Source organism: Actinomyces sp. ICM47, assembly GCF_000278725.1.
Taxonomy (GTDB): domain Bacteria; phylum Actinomycetota; class Actinomycetes; order Actinomycetales; family Actinomycetaceae; genus Pauljensenia.
In genome coordinates this window covers 18,229-35,597 of the sequence record NZ_ALCA01000136.1, presented here as the reverse complement: position 1 = coordinate 35,597, position 17,369 = coordinate 18,229, and the positions used below count along the sequence as shown (strand labels likewise).

Genomic DNA, 17,369 nt, shown 5'->3' with positions numbered 1-17,369 from the left:
GGGCGCGTCTGGGTGTGCGGGCGATCCGCTGGGCGATCCGACAGTTGCGCTTCGAGGGAGCCACTATCTTGGGGCTGGCCCGACAGTTAGGAACCACGTGGAATACCGTGTGGTCCCATATCAAGCCGTGCCTGCAAGCCGCATCTGATGACCCCGCCCGCTTCACAGGGATTCGGGTGCTGGGGGTTGACGAGCACGTGTGGCACCACCAGGACCGACGCCACCGGGGCCCACGTGAACTCACCGGCATCGTGGACCTGACTTGCGGGGAGGAGCATCCCACGGCCCGCTTGTTGGACCTGGTTCCGGGTAGGTCTGGCACCGTGTACAAGAACTGGCTAGAAGAGCGCGGCGAAGACTTTCGCTCCGGTATCCAGATCGCGACGCTGGATCCCTTCCAAGGATACAAGAACGCCATCGACGACCAGCTCCAAGACGCAACCAGCGTCCTCGATGCCTTCCATATCGTCAAGCTCGCCGGCGATGCCCTTGATGAGGTACGCCGCCGCGTCCAGCAAGACACGACCGGTCACCGCGGGCGCAAGGGCGATCCCCTCTATCAGATCCGCAATCTTTTGCGCGCCTCACGTGATCGGCTCACGAAGCGTCAACAAGAACGACTCCGTGAGGCCTTCACGGCAGATGAGGCGCATATCAGTGTGGAAGTCGCCTACCACTGCGCCCAGCAAGTCCGCGACGTCTTCCATCAAGCCACACCCGCCCAAGGCCGACGCCTGGCCGCACACCTCATTGAGCGCCTACCAACGTGTCCCATCCCCGAAATCGCTCGTCTGGGGCGGACCCTACGCAAGTGGAAGGACGCATTCTTGGCCTACTTCGACACCGGTGGAGCCAGCAACGGCCCCACAGAAGCCATCAACGGAATCATCGAACTAGGCAGACGCACCGCCAGAGGCTACCGCAACCCCACCAACTACAAACTCCGAATGCTCCTCATCGCAGGAGGCCTAGATGCCTCCACCCACACTCAACTCTGAAGAGCCCTATTGACATGGTCGGTGCACGGTCACGCCATACTCACGCGCTGGTGGAGTGTTACTTCTGGCCTTCCATCGTGTATCTCGGAGGGACTCGTGCAGTAATCGCACAGCCAGGCTTTCCAGCGTTTGAGTGTTCCCTACCTTGTCTAGCCCGCACAACCCCACAATGCGCACTGTCAGTGTTTGTGTGCGGTGATCGCAAACTGAAGGGGCAGGCGTTCGGGGTGCTCGCGAAGGTGCCAACCTCCAGCGGAATCTTGTTCCATGAGTTCGGGCCACGGACACCACGCCGCGCGCGGTGTCTCCTCAAGCTCATCGATCACCAAACCCGCGTTGATGAGAGCAGTAACGATTTGTCCAAGGGAGTGATTCCACTGGTGATTTGTCGTGTGAGTAATCCGCGGCGCATCGGGGAAATCTACGTAGCTTGACTCGTCATCCCATGTCATCGGAGCATCCTGCTCGAAGTATGGCTGCTCAATCTTTAGCCCGCCGGAAATATCCTCCCCGATTGTCATGAACATCGGGTGGTCATCGCGGATAAAGAAAGTGCCGCCCGGCTTGAGCAGGGAAGCGATGACTTGCGCCCACCGGGCGATATCGGGCAGCCAGCATAGGACGCCGATCGAGGTGTACACCAGATCGAAGTTGCCGGATACTGCTTGGCGCGCGTCGTACACGTTCGCGTGGACGAACTCCACGTCAGCGTCTGCGCGTTCGGCGATGCTGCGCGCGTGGGCAAGCGAAGCCTCGGACAGGTCGAGGCCAATGACGCGCGAGGCCCCGCGGCGCGCAAAGCCGATTGTGTCCGTTCCGACGTGGCATTGCAGGTGGATGACATCTTTGTCGGCGAGATCGCCGAATCGTTCGATATCTTGGGCCAGTTCAGCGCTCATGGCTGTCGGATCCTCGAGAAGGCGCTGGTAGTCGCAGTAATTGCCAGCCATGTGCAGCTCGGCGCGGTCGTCCCAGTTGCGTTCATTGTCGGAAAACCACTGTGCGTGGCTGTTCGTTTCGTTCATTTCGTTATTGTATGCAGGTGGAATGTTGAGGAGGCGTACCTCGGTGCCATCGAGCCGACGCAGGAGGTGTCAGCGAGCATAGAGCGCGAAAAGGAACGCTAGGAGAGGACCTGATAACGAGGCCTACCCCGCCAAGCAGGATAGGCCTCGTTCCGTGAGGGGTGCGTCGAAGTTGACGGTAGAGCGCCGCCGAACTTTTGGATGTTTCCCTATTACTTCTCGCTGTCGACGTCAGGCGCGAAGGTCGCGAAGAAGTGCTCGACCTCCGGCGTGCGCTGGAAGATCGGCTCGCCCTTGTCGAGTCCGTTGATCTGCGCCATCTCCTCGTTCGTCAGCTCGAAATCGAACAGGTCGAGGTTCTCAGCGATATGCGACGGGGTCTTGGAGCCGGGGACGATCGAGTGTCCCAGCTGCACGTGCCAGCGGAGGATGACCTGAGCAGGGGACTTGCCGTGAGTCTTCGCAATCTCTGCGATGACGGGTTCACTCATGATCGAGGCGTTGCCGCGCCCGCCGAGCGGATACCACGCCTGCAGTGCGATGTTGTGCTCCTTCAGGAGCGCCTTGAGTTCGGTCTGCGGGAAGTAGGGGTGGCACTCGACCTGGATAAGCGAGGGCTTGATCTCGGACTCGCCGAGGAGACGTCGGAGTTCCTCAATGGGGAAGTTCGAAATGCCGATTGCACGGACCTTACCCGCCTTGTAGGCCTCCTCGAGATGACGGTAGCCGGTGCGAATGTCGCCAGCGTACTGGTGTAGGAGGAGCAGATCGATGTAATCGGTGCCCAGGCGCTCAAGCGTCTCGTCGATGGCGGTCTCGCTCTCGTAAGACGTAGGCCAGATCTTCGTCTCGAGGAAGATATCCTCGCGGGCCTTCGAGGAGGCTCGCATGCCGCGGCCGACGCCGCGTTCGTTGACGTAGAAGTTGGCAGTGTCAATCAGCTCGTAGCCGTTGTCCAGGGCGTAAGTCGTCGAGGCCTGCGCGTCTTCGGAGGATAGCTGGTAGGTGCCGAGGCCGACGAGGGGCATCTCGATACCGTTGTTCAGTGTAATGTGAGTCATGGTGTTTCCTTCCTCCTCACATGCGTCGTGTCATGCGTTGGTGTCAAGCCTACTGAGCTGCGTGAACGCGGTTCTAGTGAGTTGCGCTCTCAGCGTATGTGTGTCCACGTGGGAATAAAATGGCGACGTTGTCAATTGGTGGCGAGCTGCGTGTGAGGTTCTGCGGTTCTCTTTGCTGTAGGAATGCTTGGACCTATAATGAACACCGTTCATTAATGACGGTTACGCGCAGAAAGGTGAGCGTCCCACGTGCCCAAGCAAGTGATCGACCGAGACCAGCTGATCGACGAGGCCTACCAGATTGCCTCGAATGATGGTATTTCCGCGCTTTCCGTGCGCAAGGTCGCGACCGCCTGTGGCATTGCGGTCGGCTCGGTCTACGTCTACTTCCCGACGAAGGCCGACCTGACGACCGCCGTGCTCACGCGCTTCTTCGATGAGACCTTCTCCGAGGAATTCTGCGTCGTGCGCGCAGGGGAGCGCTTCACCAGCTATGCTCGGCGCTTCCGCGCGACCCTGAGTGAGGCCCGCGCCTCTATGAGCGTCGACTGGTTCGCGGAGATGCGCCGCCTGCCCCGCAAGGAGCACGCTGCCCTTGAAGAAGTGCGAGGCCCGATGCTCGCCCACATGGAGCGCGGACTTCAGCGTGTCCTCGACGCGGACGAGGCCGTGGATCGCTCTCGCCTCGTCGGACCTATGAGCTCCGAGAGCGTCGCCCGCCTGACCCTGCGCGCTATTTTTGCCTCGCTGATGGAGGGTACGGAGTGTGAGACGTTGTTCGCCCTCCTCGACGCCTCCCTGTACGACGGTGCGCCCGCCAATGAGAAGGAAGAGAACCGATGAGTCGACTGCACATCAAGAAGAATCAGCTGATCGCCGTGGCCGGCGTGGTCTGGCTGCTCGCTGGTCTGAATGTGGCGGTTCTGGGCGTGCGCGCGGCCATCGGCATGCGCGGCGTCGCCGCTATCGTCCTCGCTGCTATTGCTGGGGGAGCGGTTGCCGCGTTCTGTGGGTTCCACTCGATGTTCAGCAAACTCGTCAAAAAGAATTCCCAGCGCATCTACGATCTGGACGGTGAACGCCACAACCCCTTCCGCTTCTTTGATCGCAAGGGCTACATCATGATGGCGATCATGATGTCGTTTGGTATTGGCATGCGCGCCGCAGGACTCTTTCCTGACTGGTTCATCGCCTTCTTCTACACAGGCCTCGGCCTTGCCCTGACCCTGGCGGGCGTCAGCTACATCGCGCGCGGCGCGCGCGGTCGCGCGTGGGCGTTCCACGGAACCGACTGAGTGTTTCACGGGATCAACTGAGCGTTTCACGCGATCTTGGCCCAGGCCTCGTCGATGGATGAGGCCTCCTGTCGTTGGCTGCGTCGGCGTGTGGCTCATCGCGCGAATCCTGGGGCGGATAGGCCCTCTGTCTGCGGGTCATCCGATGCTAGTGTTAGCCCGTTACGCGGCACACATGAACCGGGAAAGCGCATGAATTTTTACACCCTCGACTACATAGTCTCGCACCAGAGTTTGGATTCGACGAGACGCGTTGTAGCCGTCATCGTTTTGCTCGTGGTGGCACTGGCGTTCAGTGCCCTCTACCTGCGCAACAGGGCTCAGACTCGCTGGCGTGACGCTGGTATCGGACTCCTGGTTCTCTCCCTGGTGCTGTTGGGTATCCAGACCGAGCAGTACTTCCGCGTCAGTCACCAGTACTCCCAGTCGCAGATGCTCGTCCACTTCGTGGAGGGTATTGCGACGGATCATAACGTCAAGGTGGAGGACGTGTTGGTGAGTTCGCGGTCCCTGCAGGACGGCATGATCGTGCGATTCAACGAGGAGGATTACACTGTCCACCTCAATGATGACAACAATTCCTACACCCTCGAGCGCACGCACATCATCAATCACGCGGTCTACGTGAATGGAGAGCACTGACATGGACTTCTACACGCTGACTGCCATTAAGTTCGCGCTCGGCATCCTCATGATGATCTTTCAGATCAACATTCTGGGTAAGCGCGACTTCTCGGTGAATACCCCGCTCAATCAGGTGCAGAACTACGTGCTGGGCGGCATCATCGGCGGCGTCATTTACAACTCGTCGATCACGGTTCTGCAGTACCTGCTCATCATTCTGATCTGGTCGCTCGTCGTTATCGCGACGAAGGTTCTCATCGATACCAGCAAGGTTTTCAAGAGCCTCACCGCGTCTCAGCCTGAGCTGATCGTTCGCGACGGCACGGTGGATATCGCCCGCTGCGCGAAGGTGGGCCTGACGGCGCAGGGTCTGAATCGTAGTATGCGCGAGCAGGGGATTAACAGCCTTGAAGAGGTTGAGGCGGCCGTCATGGAGACCAACGGCAGCCTGACGATTCGGGTCCGCAACGCGGGCAGCAAGCGTTCTCTGCTGCCCCTTGTGAGCGACGGCCATATCGTGTCGGATGGCCTGATCCTTGCCGATAAGGACAAGGCGTGGGTCAAGGAAGAGCTCAAGAAGCAGGGGTATTCCTCGGTGAAGCAGGTGTTCCTCGCTGAGTTGGTCCATGGGCGCCTTGAAGTGATCCCGTTCCCTAAGCGGGCGTTGTTCAAGCGCTGAACGTGCGGAGGCTTCGTCAATTGACGAGGCCTCCTGCTGTTTATCGGTCAGCTCTCCTTGGGTGCCGCGCGATTACCGCCAGTGGCGGTATAAATCTGGCGGTAATGCAGGGTGGCGCTGATGCGGCCGTGTGATCACTGGTAGATGTGCCGACGGTGTCCGACGGAAAACACTTCGATAATGAGGCGGTCATCTTCGATGATGCACAGGGCGCGGTAGCTGCCGATGCGGTAGCGCCACTCGCCTGATCGGTTGGCGCTTAGGGCTTTGCCGTGGATGCGGGGGTCGGAGCAGCCTTCAAGGTTTTTGCTGATCCATGACGTGATGAGTCGTGCCTCGAATCGGTCCATTTTCTTCAGTTGTTTGAGAGCTGTGTCGCTGTACTCGACGTGGTAGGACATTTACAGGCCCAGCTCTGCGAGTACCTGCTCGTGGGTGTAGCGAACGCCGTTGTCTGTAGTGATCGCCTCGCGCAGAGTTGCGAGGTCCTGTTGGTCCTCGATCTTCTCGAAGACGGCGTCTCGAATGAAGTCGGAGATTGTTTTTCCCTCAAATTCGGCGTACTTGCGCACGACCTCGGCGTCTGTCTCGTCGAGGCGCATGGTCATGGTGGGCATGGTGACCTCCTGGAGCTGAATACAACGTATTCTATTTCTCTCTGGTGCCAATGCGCAATGGTGTTGGCCCTGGTGAGTGATGCTGATTGTGGGTACCGCTCCTTGATTACCGCCAGTGGCGGTATAATTGTGGCGGTAATAGGGGGTGGTCATGGCCTACGAACCGTCGTTTGAACGCACCGACATGATCGATGCGTTGTGTATGGAGATCGCTGAGCTCGTCGGCATGCTGTCGCCTCAAACGCCACTGTCGACCAGCCCGACGCTGCGTCGAGAGCTGCGGATCCAGACGATCTACTCCTCGCTCGTCATCGAAGGTAACAAGCTTGATGAGCGCGCGGTGAGCGCGATTATTGACGGCAAGCGGGTTCTCGGAGACCGGCGCGACATCCTCGAAGTCGAAAACGCGCGCGCCGCCTACGACCTAATTCCTGAACTCGATCCTCATTTGTTGGAGGATTTGCTGCGCGTTTACCGCGTGATGATGGGTGGCCTCGTCCCCGATGCTGGGCGCTTTCGGTTGGGCAATGTCGGCGTGTTCAACGGGGAAACTCTCATCCATGCGGGGACTCCGGCAGCCTACGTCCCCGAGGTCATGGGAGGCCTCTTCGAGTGGCTGCGTACGACGCGTATGCACACGCTGCTCGCCTCGTGTGTCTTCCACTTCGAGTTCGAGTTCTGTCATCCCTTCTCTGATGGGAATGGGCGGACGGGACGTCTCTGGCAGACGCTGCTCCTGTCCAGGTGGCGTTCGGTGTTGGCGTGGTTGCCCGTTGAGTCCGCTATCAGGAGGCGGCAGGCGGACTATTACGAGGCCTTGGCCCGCTCGGGCGCGACCGGTTCGTGCGAGAGTTTTGTGGAGTTCATGCTCGAGGCGATTCGGGAATCGATTCTTCCGTATGCGAAGCCGTCAAACCCGCAGGATATGGCGCGAACCCGCGCGCTCGCTTTCCTCAGCGGCGACCCGCATGCCACTGTCACTCAGCTTGCGCAATATCTTGGGTGCTCGAAGCGGAGCGCCGAGCGCACGGTTGCACAGCTCAAAGAAAAAGGCGTGCTCGAGCGTCAGGGCAGTCCCCGTTCGGGCGTGTGGGTTGTCCACGCCCCCGGACTCTAAGGCTGCGATCAGTAGTCCAGGCATCGGCGTTGGGACTCCGCTACTTCATGATGAGTTCAAGCCGCTAGGGAGACAAGGAGGCCGACGATGAGGTACGCCGAGACGGTGATCTTGAAGGATGGAGCGGAACTCCTCGTGAGGAACGCTGTCGCGTCGGATGCCCGCGCGCTGCGTGACATCATGCAGCGCACGCATGCGGAGACCGACTACCTGCTGTCCTATCCGGACGAGCAAAGCGTCGACGATGAACAGGAGGCTCACTCTCTGGCGGAAACGGAACGCAGTGACAATGAGGTTGAGTTCGTCGCCATCCTCGATGGACGGATCGTGGGAAGCGCTGGAGTCACGGCGGTGGGCGGTCGGCGCAAGTTGGCTCACCGGGCGCGTTTCGGGATCAGCGTCCTCACAGAACATTGGGGGATGGGGATCGGCCGAGTGCTCATGGAATCGTGCATCGACAGTGCGCGCCGGGCGGGCTACACCCAGCTCGAGCTCGAGGTGGTGGCTGGTAATGAACGCGCGCTGTCCCTGTATCGGCGTGCGGGGTTCGAGGAGTATGGGCGCAACCCTCAAGGCTACCGGTCTGCGGCCGCGGGCTACCAGGAGCTCGTGCACATGAGGCTGGAGCTGTAGCGCTCCGGAGGGCAGCTGGCGGTTACGTGTCTAGCTTGAGGAGCCTAGAACCTCAGTTCCTTTAGTCGAAACGAGTGGGGGCACCTTGATGATGTGCATGACGAATGGCATGACGCGCAGCCGTTCCATGTGTACCCCTTCGGCTCTCGGGGGCGCGCGTCGTTGGACCCATCTCCAGGACGCTGAGGACAGGGCCCCTGCTGTCAGATTTGCAGCCGTTCACAGATACGATGATCCCATGACGATCATGCTTGTTCCCCTGACTGACACCGAGCGTCCTGCGCTGATCGCGGACTTTCAGGAATCTTTCGAGCACTTCCAGGGCAACCCGCAGGGATCCTTCGTGGGGGAGCGTCTCGCCGCGCGTGAGCAGTCTCCGGCTGGTCCCAGCGAGGGCGGTGCAACGGCGCAGCCGATCCTCCCACTGTCCGACATTGAGGAGTCCCTGAATGCGCCGGGAGCGCTCGCCTATCGCATCCTTGAGGACGGCGAAGTCGTGGGCAACGTCATCCTCACCGTTGCTGGTCATCGAGGCGAGGTTCTCCTTTTCGCAATGAAGGCCTCGGTTCATTCCAGGGGAGTGGGGACGCGCGCCTGGTTCGCCATCGAGGCCGCCCACCCGCAGGTGAGGGAATGGACCCTGGTGACGCCCTATTTCGAGGTGCGCAACATCCACTTCTACGTCAACAAGTGCGGCTTCCACATCGTCGAGTTCTTCAACGAACATCACCCCGACACCTCGCATCCCCGCGGAGCGGGCGAGCCGATGGGCGAGGCCGACTACATGTTCCGCTTCGTCAAGCGCCTGGGCCGCTAGTGGTGTAGCCGCTCAGTCGACGTCCTCGTGCCAGATCTGGCGCATGGGAACGCCCTTGTCGAAGGTCCGGGTGGAGCCGTCCTGGAAAGTGACCTCGACCTGCTCCTTGTCCTCGCCCTCCGGGTCTTCGATCCAGTCGACCCAGTCGATGACGGGTGAGAGGTCACCGTTGTCCTCGACAATTCGATAGCCTTCGCCCAGCAACTCGGACATGACGTCCTCGATTTTATCGGTGTTCATGGTGGACCTTCCTTGCGTCGGCGCGTGGGCGCGCTGCGGGCGTGCGCGATCAAGAACCAGCTTAGTCACGATGCGCCCTGGGTCTATCCCACGACTCAGCGCCGGTCTCATTCATGGGAAGAAACGAGGCCGGGGCGGGGTCATGGCGCTCGGTGAGCGTCAGCGCCCTGTTGCGGGCGGCGTACCCTTGAATCGTGAAAGTTCTCGTCGTTCCCATGGTTGCCCGCTCACAGATGGGCGGGCCGTGGTCGCGCGCGCAGCGCGTCGCCCGCGCGTTCCAGGACGGTGGCCACGAGGTCACGCTGGCCTGGGGAGACGACGGCAACTGTGTCGATCCCATCGCCCCGACGCTCGAGATTCCGGTGCCCTCGCCCCTCGGTTTGCCCGACGTGATCGCCCGCCACACCTTCCCCCTGGCCTCACGCCTCGGCCTCATGGGCCGCAAGCCCGTGCACAGCTTCGAGGAGGTCCTCTGGCTGACCGGAGCCCTCGACGAGCGCTACACGCGCGCGGCCATCAATACGCTCCGCGCCCACATGCGAGCCGCGCGCCCCGACGTCGTCTACTCGGAGTTCAGCCTTGCAGCCGTCATCGCCGCCCGCGCCGAGGGTATCCCGTGCGTGGGTAGCGGGTCGCAGCCGACGACCGCTGCCTACGCTTCCAGCCCGCGCAAATCCGCGGGAATTCGACGCCTGCTGCGCGAGATGGGCATGCCCGCCCCGGCCTCGTCCCTGACTGTTCTCGAGGGGATGCGGCACCGCTTTATCCCGAGCTGCCCGACCCTGGAACCGCGCGCGGGGGAGCGGGCCGTCTACTGCGGGTTCCTCGACGAGCCACCCGCCCTGACAGCGACGCCTCGAGATTGTGCCCTTGTTTACCTCGGCGCGGGCAGCGTCCCTGCGGGCGTGGCCATCCGCGCCGGGCGAGAGCTCGCCGAAGCCCTCGACTGCGACGTCTATGTCGCGGGCGTGCCCGAGGCCGTCCACGCTGTGGGGAACCATGAGGTAGCCTGCGCGCCCCGCTTCGACGTCGCCGAGCTCCTGCCGCGAGCCCAGGTTTTCGTGCACCATGGTGGGCAAAACTCGGCGATGGACGCCCTGTCCTACGCCGTCCCCCAGGTGCTCGTCCCGGGCCGTATTTTTGAGCGCCAATTCAACGCCGAGGCCGTGGAAAACGTGCGCTGCGGCCTAACCGTGCGCGAGCCCAAGCCTGCGCTCATCGCGCGCGCCGCCCGCCGCCTCGTCGATGAACCGGCCCTAACCTCGGGTATCCGAGGACTGCGAGACGAACTCTCCTCTCTGGGTGGCACCAAGCGCATCGTGCGCGAGGTTGAAAAACTGGTCAGCTAGGCCCAGCCGCGCAGGATCGCCTCCAGGCCTCGCTCAAACTGGGCGTTGAAGTCGTAGCGACCGTCCAGGAGGTCCTCGATGAGTGGGCGCAGCGCTTGCGCGTCCTCGGGGTCGAGCGCGGCGCTCGCGGCCGACAGGTCAGCCGGCTGCTCGGGGGAGCCGCCCACGGGCGGAACGACCTCGGCGGCGACGAATGCCGTCGTGTAGATCGACACGGCGTTGACCAGCCCCAGCATGTCCGCGTTCGGCGTGAAACCATGCCGGGCGAGCGTCACGAACACGCGAGCCAGGAGCGCGAGCTGCTCGGGTGTCGACATCGGGTGCGTGAGTAGCAGCATGACCGCGCCCGGGTGGGAGCGCAGTGTCGACGCCAAGCAATGCGCGTAGGTGCGCATGTACGTCAGCAGGGGCGAGGCCTGGGTATCCCCGGTCGGCTCACCTGCCTCGTTTGTCGGTGTTGCCGTCACGCCGACCGATCCGGCGTTCACGCGGTCCAGGAAGGCCTCGAAGGTGAGCCGCCAGACCTGCTCGGCGATACCCTCCAAGAGCGCCGCCTTGTCGGGGAAATGGCGATAAAAAGCCGCCTGGGAGACGCCGAGGCGCTTTCCCAAAGACCGCAGGGACAAAGCGGAGAGTCCCTCCTCGTCAACCAGGTTGAGCGCGGTCGACAAGATGATGTCTCGCGATAGTGCGCGCTGGCGTGACGACGGCATGGACTCCCCGCTTCGTGGCTATTACTCCCTGTGATACCGGAACTGTATCAGTGCCAGCCCCGCGATCACGGCGAAGAAACCCCACAGGACGCCGATCCGAGTCCCGACGTCTGACAGACTCGCTCCGTCCAAGCTCACCTCGTGAATCGCGGTGATCGCCCAGTAAGCGGGGGACAGGCGTGCGGTGTGCTGCGCCCAATCCGGGAAGGAAGAGACCGTGGAGAAAGAACCGCCGATGCCGGCCGCCAGCATGCCGATGATGTTCGACAGGGACAAGGCGGCGTCGCGGCTGCGCGACCATAGCGCGAGCGCGACGCCGAGCGCCGACAGGACGGCCGAAAAACTGAGGAGAATCGCGGCGAGCGCGACGAGGGAGCCGGTCGGTCGGTAGCCGAAGATGAGAGCGCCGAGCGCGAGGACGACAGCGATCTGGACGGTCTGCATGAGGAACGCGACCAACGCCTTACCCGTCAGGATGGATGCACGCGAGGTCGGGGAGGCCTCGAGGCGCTCCCAGGTGCCCCACGAGCGCTCGTTGAAGAACGAGCCGATGATGTTCTGCACCGCCAGGAATGAAAAGAGGATCGCAATCGACGGCACCGCCTGCTCGGCTCCCGTGACGCCGGTGTAGCCGTCGGCCAGTAGCATCGACTTGAACGCCGGCATCATGAAGGGGATCAAGACGAGGGGGATCACCGTCAGGATGAGCGTGGGCGCCGGGTCGGTGAGCTGCAGGCGAATGTTGAGACGGGTCATTGCTCTGATTTGCTTAAGCTGCGACATGGTCGCTCTCCTTGATGATCTGCAGATACGCGTTGTGCAGGCTGGCCTGCGTGATGCGCACGTCGGTCAGACGCGCGCTTTGAAGGGCGGGCGAGGCCAGGGCTTCGCCGATCCGCGAACCCGGGTCGGCCTCGTCCCCGATGTGTCGGAGTGTTCTGTCGTCGGCGCTCCACCCGTCGATCGCGGGAACGCGGCGGTCGAACTCGAGGGTCACCTCGGCGCGCCCGTGGCCAGCGATGATCTCCTCGAGCGTGCCGCGCGCGACGACGCGCCCCTCGTTCAGGATCGCGATGTCGGAACCCAGCTCCTCGAACTCGGCCAGGTAGTGCGAGGTGTAGACGACGGCCGCGCCATCGTCAGCGAGCTGGCGGACCGCGCGCAGGATCTGGCTGCGCGCCTCCACGTCCGCGCCGACGGTCGGCTCGTCCATGAAGACCAGGCGCGGGCGGTGCATGATCGCCATGCCCGCGTGGAGCCTGCGCTGCTGCCCGCCCGACAGGTGGGATGCGCGCTGCCCGCGTTTTTCGCTTAATCCGAGCAATTCCATGACCTCGCCCGCACGCGAGGCGGCCTCGCGTCGGCCGAGTCCGTGCAACTCGCCGAAGGCCGCGAGGTTCTGGGCGACGCTCAGGTCGGGGTAGATGCCCAGCTCCTGAGGCGCGTATCCGATCAGCCGTGCGGCGTCGGCGGACGCGGGCCGGTGGCCGCAGATGCTGGCGGTTCCGGAGTCAGCTCGGCGCAGGCTGCACAGGATCGTGATGAGCGTAGACTTGCCGGCCCCGTTTCGTCCGAGTAGCCCGAGTATCTGACCTGGTTCGACGCGCAGGTCGACCCCGCGCAGGACTTCGTGGGTGCCGTAGCTCTTGCGGATTTCCCGAACGTCCAGGGTTGGAGCGTGTGGTTGTGACACGGTATTTCTCCCATCTGTTAACGCTGTTAACTTTGTGTCGCACGAAAGGTTAACAGTGTTAACCTGTAGATGCAAGGCAGTCTTGTGTGCAGGGGAGAACTCCTGATTTACTGCGTTTTTCTGACAATCTGTCGCTGCGTCGAGGAGGGAAGCGGCCCTACACTGTCTCCTCGAGGCCTGAAGGAGGACTGAAAGTGCCAGGTTTGGAAACCTACGACGCGATCATGCTGCTGTCCTACGGTGGCCCGAACGGCCCGGACGACGTCCTGCCGTTCATGCGCAACGCGACGCGCGGTCGTGGAATCCCCGATGAGCGTCTGCTTCAGGTTGCCGCTCACTACAAGCGTTTCGGTGGCGTCTCGCCCATCAATGCCTGCAACCAGCGTCTGATCGCGGACTTGTCCGCGGAACTCGCTCGCCGCGGGCACGACATCCCCGTCGGATGGGGAAATCGCAACTGGCACCCCTTCGTCGCCGAAGGCCTCGACGCGCTCGCGGGGGCCGGTGCCCGGCGCATCCTCGTCCTGCCCACCTCCGCCTACGCCTCGTACTCGGGGTGTCGCCAGTATCGCGAAGACCTCGCCGAGGCCGCGGCGGCCCTGCGCGAGAAGTGGGGCACCATCGTCCTGGGCGCCGAGGACAGCGCCGGAAATCCCGACGCCGACATCATCCTGGACAAGGTCCGCCCCTACTACTCGACCCCCGGCATGGCGAGCGCGCAGGTCGCATCCGTCCGGCGCGCCTGGGAGGCGTTGGTGGCGCGCGGCGTCGACGCGGACGGGATCCGCCTGATCTTCGTCACCCACTCCATCCCCGTCAGCATGGAGGCGGGATCCTCGCCCTTCCCGTTCCGTCCCTCGATCGACGAGGCCGTGGCGGCCTCGGGCGGACGCGCCGAGCAGCAGGGGAGTGAGGCCTCGTCGCACGCGGGAACCCCGGCAACCGAAATCAGCTACGTCGCCCAGCACCACGCCCTCATCCAGGCGATCATGCCCGAGCTGCGGCGCGTCCTCGGGCGCGCGGACCTGGGCTACGACCTCGTGTATTGCTCGCGATCCGGGCCCCCGCAGGCCCGCTGGCTTGAGCCCGATATCAACGACTTCCTCGAGGAGATCGCAGCCGACGCAACGCCGCTGAGCGGCGTCGTGGTCGTCCCCATCGGGTTCATCTGTGACCACATGGAGGTCGTTTACGACCTCGACACCGAGGCGAAGGAGACCGCCGCGCACCTGGGGATCCCCTACGAGCGTGCCGATACCGTCTCGACCGACCCTGGCTTCGTGTCTTCCCTGGTCGACGTGCTCGAAGAGCGCGCGGCCCAGGCACGAGGCGAGAGACCCGCGCGCGCCACCGTGACGGGCGTCGGCCCCTTCCACACCGTCTGCCCGAGCGACTGCTGCCTCTCCCCGGCGCGCCCCGGCCATCCCTCGCCCGCAGCCGGAGGTGCTCATCCCGGCGCGGCATCCACCCCTCACACTTCCGGCGCGCCCGCCCGAGCCGCCGGTCAACCAGCCCCAAGTCAGGAGGACTCCATGTCTACCCCGCATCCCCACGCCGTCGTGCCGCCCGAGCAGAACCCGGCTAACCCAGGACATCCCGCGGGAGTGCCCGACCGCGTCGGTGAGCACGCCGCGCGCCACCAGGCCCGCCACGCGGGCACCGAGGCGACGCCCCACTCGCACGCCGCGCACGCCCGTGTCACCGACCCGCGCGACGCGACGGACGTCGACTTCGACGAGGTCAACAACAAGCAGCACTACGCCCTCTACTCCGTGTTCGCGCTCGGAGAGTCCCTGCCCGCCGACGATGGCGAGCGCGGCCGCATCGTCGCCGAGTCCCTGGACTACGTGAAGGGCGCGGGCGCGGAAATCCGCGGCTTCTACGACGTGTCCGGTTTCCGCGCCGAGGCCGACCTGATGGTCTGGTGGCTCGACGACGACCCCGAAGTTCTGCAGGACGCCTACCACCGCCTGCGCGCGTCAGCGCTGGGTAAGTTCCTGGACCCGGTGTGGTCCTGCATGGGCCTGCACACCCCCGCCGAGTTCAACAAGCGCCACATTCCCGCCTGCTTCGGCGGCGTCGCGCCCCGCGACTGGGCGATGGTGTACCCCTTCGTGCGCTCCTACGACTGGTATCTCAAGGCTCCCGAAGAGCGCGCCCGCATCATGGCCGAACACGGCCGCAACGGCTTCGCCCAGTACCCGGACGTCAAGGGTTCGACCCTGTCCGCCTTCGGTTTCTCCGACTACGAGTGGGTGCTCGCGTTCGAGGCCGACACCCTTGACCGCCTGGAGGGCGTCATGCACGCCCAGCGCTACACCGAGGCGCGCCTCTACGTGCGCGAGGACACCCCGTTCTTCACGGGTCCGCGCGTGAGCCTCGGCGAGTGGGCGGAGCGCCAGCCCCGCGCGTAAGGCCCCGTATCTGAGAAGTTGCCCCGGCCTCGTCCCTGAAACAAGGAACGAGGCTGGGGCCGAGTCAATTGGGCATCTGGGACCCTACGAATGGGGGAACAAGAGCGGCAGGTTGTGTGCGACCTGGTTACAGACCGAGGTCATGGAGTGGTCTTCGCCGTCGTCGATCCATACCTGTAGGCTGGACTCCGTCATGAGGTCGGGGTAGTCCTGGTAGAGTTCGTCGAGCTGGGGGGTCATGTCCCACAGCGCTGGGTCTTCCGAGCCGACCGACGCGAGGATACGGAAATCGCTCGGCCCGTAGCCCGCGCGCAGCACCCCGTCGGTCACCAGCTGCCCGATCCGCTCCTCATCGGCGTCCTCCGCATGCCCGATCCAGGACTCGCCCGCCATCGGCATGTACCCGTAGAAGTACTGCGGGCGCAGGGCAAAGACGTCCCACGTGGTCGTCGCGCCCATTGAGAAACCGCCGAACGCGCGGTGCCTGCGCGAGGCCCGCAGCGAGGCGTCGGACAGGTCACCGCGCGCAAACGTCGTGTACCGCGATTCGACCGTCGAGATCAGCGTGTCGATCTCGGTTGTCGCGAAGAAACGATTAAGCGTGTAATCGTCCTCGTAGTCGTCGGTCGCGAACGACCGATCCGGATAGTAGGTCGCGAACACGACGATGGTCGGTGAGACCTCGCCGGAAGCCTCCAGCTTGTCGACGACCGGCGCGACCCCGGCCGCGAGGCCTGCCGCGTTGCCCCACCAGCCGTGCGTCAGGTAGAGGACGTTCACGGGGCGAGCGGGCGAGTAGGAGTCGGGCACATACACGAAGGCCTGCTTGTCGTAGACCGTCCCCTCGTAGCTCTGCTCATACGCCAGGGTGTCGATGGAGCCGTGCAGGGACGAGGCCGTGTCCAGCAGGCCGGCCATGGCCTCGGGAATGGGGTTGTCGTCTTCCTCGATGGCGATGGGGGAAGGGTCCTTCTGCTCGCGTCCGGATGAGGTAAGGGTGGCTGCTGCGAGGCCTGCGAGGGTGACTAAGGAAGCCGCGATCGCAAGTGATGCAATGATCGTGGTCATCTGCCTGGATGTTCGCCTGACGAACCTGGTGTTCATTGGTCGCGCCTCGCGTGCCTTGTGGCTGCCCTCATGGACTCAACTGTATGCCCGCTTGGGCGGTGGGTACTAATCGGTGTGGCCGTTGCCGCGCTTCGCATCCCCACCAATCTCGCACGTAATGCCCCTGATGATTTTTCAGGATTTGAATTGTAATCGTCGAAATTCCGGTGTTTGTGGGGATGAATGAAAACGTGCGTCGGGGAATTACGTGCGACATTTGTGGGGAACTATGGTGTGTGCCTGGTATCCGCGCGGCGGGTGTCTGGTGTTTACTGTTATGTGACCTCCGACGTGTTGTTGGCGGTTTGCGTGTGGGCGTGTCATACGCTGAATGTATGACTCCCGAGATCACCGATCCAGCCGTCCGTGCAATCGCGGAGGAGATCGCCGCAGACCCGGCCAACGCCTCGTACACGAAGCGTGGGATCGACCCGCTGTTCTTCGCGGGGCCGCAGTGCCGCATCATGATCGTTGGCCAGGCACCCGGACGCATCGCCGAAGAAACCGGCATCGTGTGGAACGACCGCAGTGGCGACCGACTGCGCGACTGGATGGGCATCGACCGCGATACCTTCTATCACTCGGGTAAGCTCGCGATCGTTCCCATGGACTTCTACTTCCCGGGCACTGGAAAGAGCGGCGACCTGGCACCCCGCAAGGACTTCGCCGACAAGTGGCACCCGCGCCTGCTTGAGCTCATGCCGCACCTGGATATGACGATCCTCGTTGGTGCGTACGCGACCAGGCGCTACCTGGACCTGAAGTCCTCGGCCTCCCTCACGGATGTCGTGCGCGACTACAAGCACTACCTGCCCACGTACTTCCCGCTGGTCCACCCCTCACCGCGCAACCAGATGTGGATGAAGAAGAACCCCTGGTTCGACACCGACGTGCTGCCCGACCTGAAGAAGCGGGTCGCTGCTCTCATGGCCTGAACGTTATACGTGAGAATCGGCGTATAAACGTACGTCGGTTCCCACGTACATC

20 protein-coding genes are annotated in these 17,369 nt (G+C 63.2%); 11 read left to right on the top strand and 9 right to left on the bottom strand.

The window, feature by feature from the left end; translation table 11 throughout:
- A partial coding sequence (locus tag HMPREF1136_RS09915; protein ID WP_034505192.1) for an ISL3 family transposase occupies positions 1 to 998 on the top strand: 998 nt, incomplete at its 5' end.
- A 179-nt stretch (positions 999 to 1,177) separates the two neighbouring features.
- On the opposite strand, the gene HMPREF1136_RS09910 is transcribed toward HMPREF1136_RS09915, so the two are convergent.
- Together HMPREF1136_RS09910 and HMPREF1136_RS09905 are read right to left on the bottom strand one after the other, a co-directional pair.
- The gene (locus HMPREF1136_RS09910; protein ID WP_009649182.1) at positions 1,178 to 2,023 is read right to left on the bottom strand and encodes a class I SAM-dependent methyltransferase; all 846 of its coding nucleotides are present in this window, start codon (positions 2,021 to 2,023) and stop codon (positions 1,178 to 1,180) included.
- A 212-nt stretch (positions 2,024 to 2,235) separates the two neighbouring features.
- Positions 2,236 to 3,084, bottom strand: coding sequence for an aldo/keto reductase (locus tag HMPREF1136_RS09905; RefSeq protein WP_009649195.1), 849 nt, complete (start codon positions 3,082 to 3,084; stop codon positions 2,236 to 2,238).
- 249 nt (positions 3,085 to 3,333) lie between these two features.
- Here HMPREF1136_RS09905 and HMPREF1136_RS09900 point away from each other — a divergent pair, with 249 nt between their 5' ends.
- The 4 genes from HMPREF1136_RS09900 (at position 3,334) to HMPREF1136_RS09885 (ending at position 5,682) form a co-directional block, all read left to right on the top strand.
- Positions 3,334 to 3,927 (top strand): TetR/AcrR family transcriptional regulator, encoded by a 594-nt coding sequence (locus tag HMPREF1136_RS09900; RefSeq protein WP_009649209.1) that lies wholly within the window; start codon positions 3,334 to 3,336, stop codon positions 3,925 to 3,927.
- On the top strand, positions 3,924 to 4,379 hold the full coding sequence (locus HMPREF1136_RS09895) for a hypothetical protein (RefSeq protein ID WP_009649185.1): 456 nt from the start codon (positions 3,924 to 3,926) through the stop codon (positions 4,377 to 4,379). The genes HMPREF1136_RS09900 and HMPREF1136_RS09895 overlap by 4 nt, the downstream gene beginning before the upstream one ends.
- Positions 4,380 to 4,571: 192 nt before the next feature.
- Positions 4,572 to 5,021: a DUF3290 domain-containing protein gene (locus tag HMPREF1136_RS09890; RefSeq protein ID WP_009649189.1), complete on the top strand. Its 450-nt coding sequence runs from the start codon at positions 4,572 to 4,574 to the stop codon at positions 5,019 to 5,021.
- A 1-nt stretch (position 5,022) separates the two neighbouring features.
- Positions 5,023 to 5,682 (top strand): DUF421 domain-containing protein, encoded by a 660-nt coding sequence (locus HMPREF1136_RS09885; protein WP_009649190.1) that lies wholly within the window; start codon positions 5,023 to 5,025, stop codon positions 5,680 to 5,682.
- 134 nt (positions 5,683 to 5,816) lie between these two features.
- On the opposite strand, the gene HMPREF1136_RS09880 is transcribed toward HMPREF1136_RS09885, so the two are convergent.
- Both HMPREF1136_RS09880 and relB read right to left on the bottom strand, forming a co-directional pair.
- Positions 5,817 to 6,083 (bottom strand): type II toxin-antitoxin system RelE family toxin, encoded by a 267-nt coding sequence (locus HMPREF1136_RS09880; protein WP_009649177.1) that lies wholly within the window; start codon positions 6,081 to 6,083, stop codon positions 5,817 to 5,819.
- Entirely contained in the window at positions 6,084 to 6,299 is a 216-nt protein-coding gene (gene relB / locus HMPREF1136_RS09875) for a type II toxin-antitoxin system RelB family antitoxin (RefSeq protein ID WP_009649199.1), read from the bottom strand. It abuts the gene before it with no gap.
- A gap of 151 nt (positions 6,300 to 6,450) precedes the next feature.
- On the opposite strand from relB, the gene HMPREF1136_RS09870 reads away from it, so the two are divergent.
- From HMPREF1136_RS09870 to HMPREF1136_RS09860, 3 genes are all read left to right on the top strand, one after another.
- A complete protein-coding gene (locus HMPREF1136_RS09870) occupies positions 6,451 to 7,416 on the top strand; it encodes a Fic family protein (RefSeq protein WP_034505790.1) in 966 nt (321 codons plus the stop codon).
- A gap of 87 nt (positions 7,417 to 7,503) precedes the next feature.
- Positions 7,504 to 8,049 (top strand): GNAT family N-acetyltransferase, encoded by a 546-nt coding sequence (locus HMPREF1136_RS09865; RefSeq protein ID WP_009649192.1) that lies wholly within the window; start codon positions 7,504 to 7,506, stop codon positions 8,047 to 8,049.
- A gap of 238 nt (positions 8,050 to 8,287) precedes the next feature.
- Positions 8,288 to 8,866, top strand: coding sequence for a GNAT family N-acetyltransferase (locus HMPREF1136_RS09860; RefSeq protein ID WP_009649196.1), 579 nt, complete (start codon positions 8,288 to 8,290; stop codon positions 8,864 to 8,866).
- Between the two features lie 12 nt (positions 8,867 to 8,878).
- On the opposite strand, the gene HMPREF1136_RS09855 is transcribed toward HMPREF1136_RS09860, so the two are convergent.
- The gene (locus tag HMPREF1136_RS09855) at positions 8,879 to 9,106 is read right to left on the bottom strand and encodes a hypothetical protein (RefSeq protein ID WP_009649203.1); all 228 of its coding nucleotides are present in this window, start codon (positions 9,104 to 9,106) and stop codon (positions 8,879 to 8,881) included.
- A 215-nt stretch (positions 9,107 to 9,321) separates the two neighbouring features.
- Here HMPREF1136_RS09855 and HMPREF1136_RS09850 point away from each other — a divergent pair, with 215 nt between their 5' ends.
- Entirely contained in the window at positions 9,322 to 10,455 is a 1,134-nt protein-coding gene (locus tag HMPREF1136_RS09850; protein ID WP_009649191.1) for a glycosyltransferase, read from the top strand.
- On the opposite strand, the gene HMPREF1136_RS09845 is transcribed toward HMPREF1136_RS09850, so the two are convergent.
- Genes HMPREF1136_RS09845 through HMPREF1136_RS09835 form a run of 3 tightly spaced genes read right to left on the bottom strand, consistent with a single transcriptional unit; the run spans position 10,452 to position 12,861 of the window.
- Positions 10,452 to 11,168: a TetR/AcrR family transcriptional regulator gene (locus tag HMPREF1136_RS09845; RefSeq protein ID WP_009649201.1), complete on the bottom strand. Its 717-nt coding sequence runs from the start codon at positions 11,166 to 11,168 to the stop codon at positions 10,452 to 10,454. The genes HMPREF1136_RS09850 and HMPREF1136_RS09845 overlap by 4 nt on opposite strands.
- A gap of 21 nt (positions 11,169 to 11,189) precedes the next feature.
- Positions 11,190 to 11,951: an ABC transporter permease gene (locus HMPREF1136_RS09840; RefSeq protein ID WP_009649205.1), complete on the bottom strand. Its 762-nt coding sequence runs from the start codon at positions 11,949 to 11,951 to the stop codon at positions 11,190 to 11,192.
- Entirely contained in the window at positions 11,938 to 12,861 is a 924-nt protein-coding gene (locus HMPREF1136_RS09835) for an ABC transporter ATP-binding protein (protein ID WP_009649202.1), read from the bottom strand. Before HMPREF1136_RS09835 ends, HMPREF1136_RS09840 begins: the two co-directional genes overlap by 14 nt.
- A gap of 194 nt (positions 12,862 to 13,055) precedes the next feature.
- Between HMPREF1136_RS09835 and hemQ the strand changes: the two genes are divergently transcribed.
- A complete protein-coding gene (gene hemQ / locus HMPREF1136_RS09830; protein WP_009649210.1) occupies positions 13,056 to 15,275 on the top strand; it encodes a hydrogen peroxide-dependent heme synthase in 2,220 nt (739 codons plus the stop codon).
- Between the two features lie 84 nt (positions 15,276 to 15,359).
- Here the strand turns inward: hemQ and HMPREF1136_RS09825 are convergent, their stop codons facing one another.
- A complete protein-coding gene (locus tag HMPREF1136_RS09825) occupies positions 15,360 to 16,343 on the bottom strand; it encodes an alpha/beta hydrolase (RefSeq protein WP_009649178.1) in 984 nt (327 codons plus the stop codon).
- A gap of 374 nt (positions 16,344 to 16,717) precedes the next feature.
- On the opposite strand from HMPREF1136_RS09825, the gene HMPREF1136_RS09820 reads away from it, so the two are divergent.
- A complete protein-coding gene (locus tag HMPREF1136_RS09820) occupies positions 16,718 to 17,317 on the top strand; it encodes a uracil-DNA glycosylase family protein (RefSeq protein WP_009649179.1) in 600 nt (199 codons plus the stop codon).
- Positions 17,318 to 17,369 lie beyond the last annotated feature (52 nt).

Coding starts and splice junctions, on each gene's coding strand:
- HMPREF1136_RS09865 (WP_009649192.1), top strand. CDS start 7,504: ATGAGGTACGCCGAGACGGTGATCTTGAAGGATGGAGCGGAACTCCTC.
- HMPREF1136_RS09860 (WP_009649196.1), top strand. CDS start 8,288: ATGACGATCATGCTTGTTCCCCTGACTGACACCGAGCGTCCTGCGCTG.
- HMPREF1136_RS09840 (WP_009649205.1), bottom strand. CDS start 11,951: ATGTCGCAGCTTAAGCAAATCAGAGCAATGACCCGTCTCAACATTCGC.
- HMPREF1136_RS09855 (WP_009649203.1), bottom strand. CDS start 9,106: ATGAACACCGATAAAATCGAGGACGTCATGTCCGAGTTGCTGGGCGAA.
- HMPREF1136_RS09845 (WP_009649201.1), bottom strand. CDS start 11,168: ATGCCGTCGTCACGCCAGCGCGCACTATCGCGAGACATCATCTTGTCG.
- relB (WP_009649199.1), bottom strand. CDS start 6,299: ATGCCCACCATGACCATGCGCCTCGACGAGACAGACGCCGAGGTCGTG.
- HMPREF1136_RS09905 (WP_009649195.1), bottom strand. CDS start 3,084: ATGACTCACATTACACTGAACAACGGTATCGAGATGCCCCTCGTCGGC.
- HMPREF1136_RS09890 (WP_009649189.1), top strand. CDS start 4,572: ATGAATTTTTACACCCTCGACTACATAGTCTCGCACCAGAGTTTGGAT.
- HMPREF1136_RS09910 (WP_009649182.1), bottom strand. CDS start 2,023: ATGAACGAAACGAACAGCCACGCACAGTGGTTTTCCGACAATGAACGC.
- HMPREF1136_RS09870 (WP_034505790.1), top strand. CDS start 6,451: ATGGCCTACGAACCGTCGTTTGAACGCACCGACATGATCGATGCGTTG.
- HMPREF1136_RS09825 (WP_009649178.1), bottom strand. CDS start 16,343: ATGACCACGATCATTGCATCACTTGCGATCGCGGCTTCCTTAGTCACC.
- HMPREF1136_RS09895 (WP_009649185.1), top strand. CDS start 3,924: ATGAGTCGACTGCACATCAAGAAGAATCAGCTGATCGCCGTGGCCGGC.
- HMPREF1136_RS09885 (WP_009649190.1), top strand. CDS start 5,023: ATGGACTTCTACACGCTGACTGCCATTAAGTTCGCGCTCGGCATCCTC.
- HMPREF1136_RS09850 (WP_009649191.1), top strand. CDS start 9,322: ATGGTTGCCCGCTCACAGATGGGCGGGCCGTGGTCGCGCGCGCAGCGC.
- HMPREF1136_RS09820 (WP_009649179.1), top strand. CDS start 16,718: ATGACTCCCGAGATCACCGATCCAGCCGTCCGTGCAATCGCGGAGGAG.
- HMPREF1136_RS09880 (WP_009649177.1), bottom strand. CDS start 6,083: ATGTCCTACCACGTCGAGTACAGCGACACAGCTCTCAAACAACTGAAG.